We start from the raw sequence: 3,292 nt of genomic DNA on the forward strand, positions 1-3,292 counted from the left end.
ACCACGTGCCGATCCCGCCCGCCTCGAAGAAGGTCGCGTACTACGAGACGAACAACTGGAGGCTCGGCGGCCTTGCGGTACATCGCCAGGCCTTCGCCGTCCGGCCGGGGTGCTACAGCTGCTCTTCGGCCCGCGTGCGGGCTTGGGTGGCTTCGGTGGGGGCGTTGGCGCGGGTGTAGGCGTCGGCGGCCTGGAGCCAGCAGGCGCGGGCGTCGGAGGGACGGTGGGCGACCTGGTGGGCGAGGGCCAGGTTGTGGAGGGTGTGGCCTGCCCGGTACCAGTCCTCGAACTCCCGGAAGATCTCCAGGGCCTTGCCGTACACCTCGACCGCCTCCCCCACCCGGCCCGCCTCCTCCAGGGCGAGGCCGAGGTTGCCCCATGCCATGCCCTCGTGGTGGCGGTTCCCGGCGGTCCGGAGCAGGTCGCGGGCGCGGGTGTGGGCGTCGATCGCCTCCTCAGCCCGGCCCGCCTGCTGCAGGGCGAGGCCGAGGCTGGTCCACGCGGTGCCCTCGCGGTAGCGGTTCCCGGTCGCCTGGTACAGGTCGCGGGCGCGGGTGAGGGTGTCGATCGCCTCCTCAGCCCGGCCCGCCTGCCACAGGGCGAGGCCGAGGTTGGTCCATGCGGTGCCCTCGCGGTAGCGGTTCCCGGTCGCCTGGTACAGGTCGCGGGCGCGGGTGTGGGCGTCGATCGCCTCCTCAGCCCGGCCCATCTGCCACAGGGCGAGGCCGAGGTTGTTCCAGGCGTCGCCCTCGCGGTGGCGGTCCCCGGCGCGGTGGGCGGCCTCCCGGGCGGCCCGGCTCACGGTGATCCCGTCGTCGAAGGACCGCCGCCACTCCAGGTATTCCGCCAGGCATGCGGCCAGCCTCACCGCCGCATCCGCGTACCGCTCCTCCGCCGCCCACTGCACCGCCGCCACCAGCCCCGCCCGCTCCCCGTCCAGCCACTCCAACGCCTGCGCCCGGTCCGCGAACCGCTCCGGCTCCGGCATCCCCGGCAGCCACCGCAACCGGTCATCGGCGGCATCCGCCCACCGGTAGTAGAACTCCAGCACCCGCTCCCGCGCCGCCTCCCCCTCCTCCCTGAATCCCGCAACCCTTGCCACCACACCCACCCCGAACGCCCGCACCAAGTCATGCAACCGCCACCTCCCCCGCCCATTCCCCCGCTCGACGAGATGCGTGCGCGTCAGCGCGTCCAGGGCACGGGTCGGCGGAGCGTCTGCCTCGGTCAGGACGGTGACGACCTCGGTGCTCACGTCAGGCCCCGGGGCAAGAGACAGCAGGCGGAGCAGGCGGGCCTGCTCGGGTGGCAGACGCCGGTACGACAGGTCGAAGGCGGCGCGGACGCTCCGTTCACCATCGTCGAGGTGGGTGAGACGGTTGCGGAACTCGGTGAGTTCGGCGACGAGTTCGGCTACGGGCTTGTCCCGGTCCAGCACCAGCAGAGCAGCCGCGATCTGGAGGGCCAGCGGCAGATGCCCACAGCGGGAAGCGAGTTCCGCGGCTGCCTCGGCCCCATCCGCGACGCGACTGTCGGACGGGTCGGCGATCCGCAGGGCGCGATCGAGCAGGGCGTACGCCTCCTCCGGCGTCAGCTCGTCCAACGACAGGAGTCGTGCGTTCAGTTGGGGCAACTTGTTGCGAGAGGTGACCAGAAGACGGTGCCGTGTGTTGCCGGGAAGCAGGAGGCGCACCTGCTCCGGTGAGGACGCGTTGTCCGCCAGGATCAGCACCGCGCCCCGCTCCCGGGCACGCTCGGCAAGGGTCGAACGGTAGAGCGCGGCACGTTCGTCCGCGGTGGCCGGGATGTGCTCCGGAGCCGTACCCAGCGCACGCAGCAAGGCCTCCAGCGCCTGGTCCGCAGTGACGGGATCGTCGTCGTACCCATGCAGGTCCATGAAGAGCACCCCGCCCGGAAACCAGCCCCTCCCGCAAGCCTCGTGCGCCGCCTCCACCGCGAGCGCCGTCTTGCCGATGCCACCGAGCCCGGACACCGCCGCGACCAGCACGGCGGCCGGCCTCTCGGGCGCGGACGGGTCGAACGCGTCCAGCAGCGCACGCAGTTCGCCGTCCCGGCCGGTGAAACCGACCGCCCTCGCGGGCAGGGCGTCCAGCGCGGTGGGCGCGGGCCCATGCTCGTGGTACTCCGCCTTCGCGGTGAAGGGACCGGTGAACTCGCCTCCCCGGAAGTCGAGATGGTCCCCGTCGTACCCGTTCGTCATCGCGCCGTCCCCCGTGCCGCCTCCGAACATCGCGTGACATCACGGTACGCCGCACCCACCTCGCCCAACACACGCTCTGGACACGCAACTTGGCAGTACCGTTGAGAGCGTGCCGGAGCCAATGCCCACCGTAGCGATCCTCACCGCGCTGTCCCTCGAATACGAGGCCGTGCTGGCCCACCTCACCGACGTCGAGAAGCTCACCGAGCCGCGCTACGGCACCAAAGCCAAGCGAGGCCGGCTCCCCGGCACGCCCTGGCGGGTCGCCCTCGTCGACATGGGCGAGGGAACACTCACCGCAGCCGCTATCACCACGCACGTGCTGTCTTGGCTCGACCCCGAGGCCGTGCTGCTCGTAGGCGTCGCGGGCGGTCTGAAGGACGACATCGAGATCGGCGACGTCGTGGTCGCGACCAAGGTGTACGCGATCCACGGCGGCAAACAGACCCCCGACGGCTTCCTGGCCCGCCCGGAGGCCTGGCGCGCCTCGTACCGCCTGATGGAGGCAGCCAAGGAGGCGTTGCGCGGCAGGGCCCACTTCAAGCCCATCGCCGTCGGAGACGTAGTCCTCGCAGACGCCGACTCCGAGCTGGCCCAGCGCATCCGGACGAGCTTCAACGACGCCGTCGCCATCGAGATGGAAAGCTCCGGCGTCGCCCACGCCGTCCACCTCGCCGGTGAGGCGGGCGCGTTGATCATCCGGGGCATCAGCGACAAGGCCGACGCGGACAAGTCCCGTGCGGACGCCGGGGGTTCACAACCTCAGGCCGCTGCGAACGCGGCCAGGGCTGCGGTCGCCGTACTCCGCGAGCTGGAACCGAAGCCGACTGCCCCGCAGCCTCGTGACTCCGACCCCCGGGAGGGTCCTTTTCGTAGCTCCACGGACGCCCCCACGTACGGCGGAGACCACATCGACTTCCGGGGGAGCACCTTCCCCGGCCCCTTCACCGCCAAGTCGGTCGGCCAACCGCCGCACGGCGACGGACAGTAGCCCAGGCGAAGGCCCGCAAGACGGAACCAGTACGCCGCAGCAGTCCCACGGCCCGGTACCCACCGCGACCACCACCCTCC

At 71.7% G+C, this 3,292-nt stretch carries 2 protein-coding genes; one reads left to right on the plus strand and one right to left on the minus strand.

Translation table 11 applies throughout. The features are described from left to right. Positions 1-112 precede the first annotated feature (112 nt). Positions 113-2,221 (minus strand): tetratricopeptide repeat protein, encoded by a 2,109-nt coding sequence (locus tag G6048_RS47370; protein ID WP_165345800.1) that lies wholly within the window; start codon positions 2,219-2,221, stop codon positions 113-115. A 109-nt stretch (positions 2,222-2,330) separates the two neighbouring features. Between G6048_RS47370 and G6048_RS47375 the strand changes: the two genes are divergently transcribed. After that, positions 2,331-3,212, plus strand: a complete 882-nt coding sequence (locus tag G6048_RS47375; protein ID WP_328829092.1) for a 5'-methylthioadenosine/S-adenosylhomocysteine nucleosidase family protein — start codon at positions 2,331-2,333, stop codon at positions 3,210-3,212. Positions 3,213-3,292 lie beyond the last annotated feature (80 nt).

It is taken from the genome of Streptomyces ureilyticus (assembly GCF_011045025.1).
Classification (GTDB): Bacteria; Actinomycetota; Actinomycetes; order Streptomycetales; family Streptomycetaceae; genus Streptomyces; species Streptomyces ureilyticus.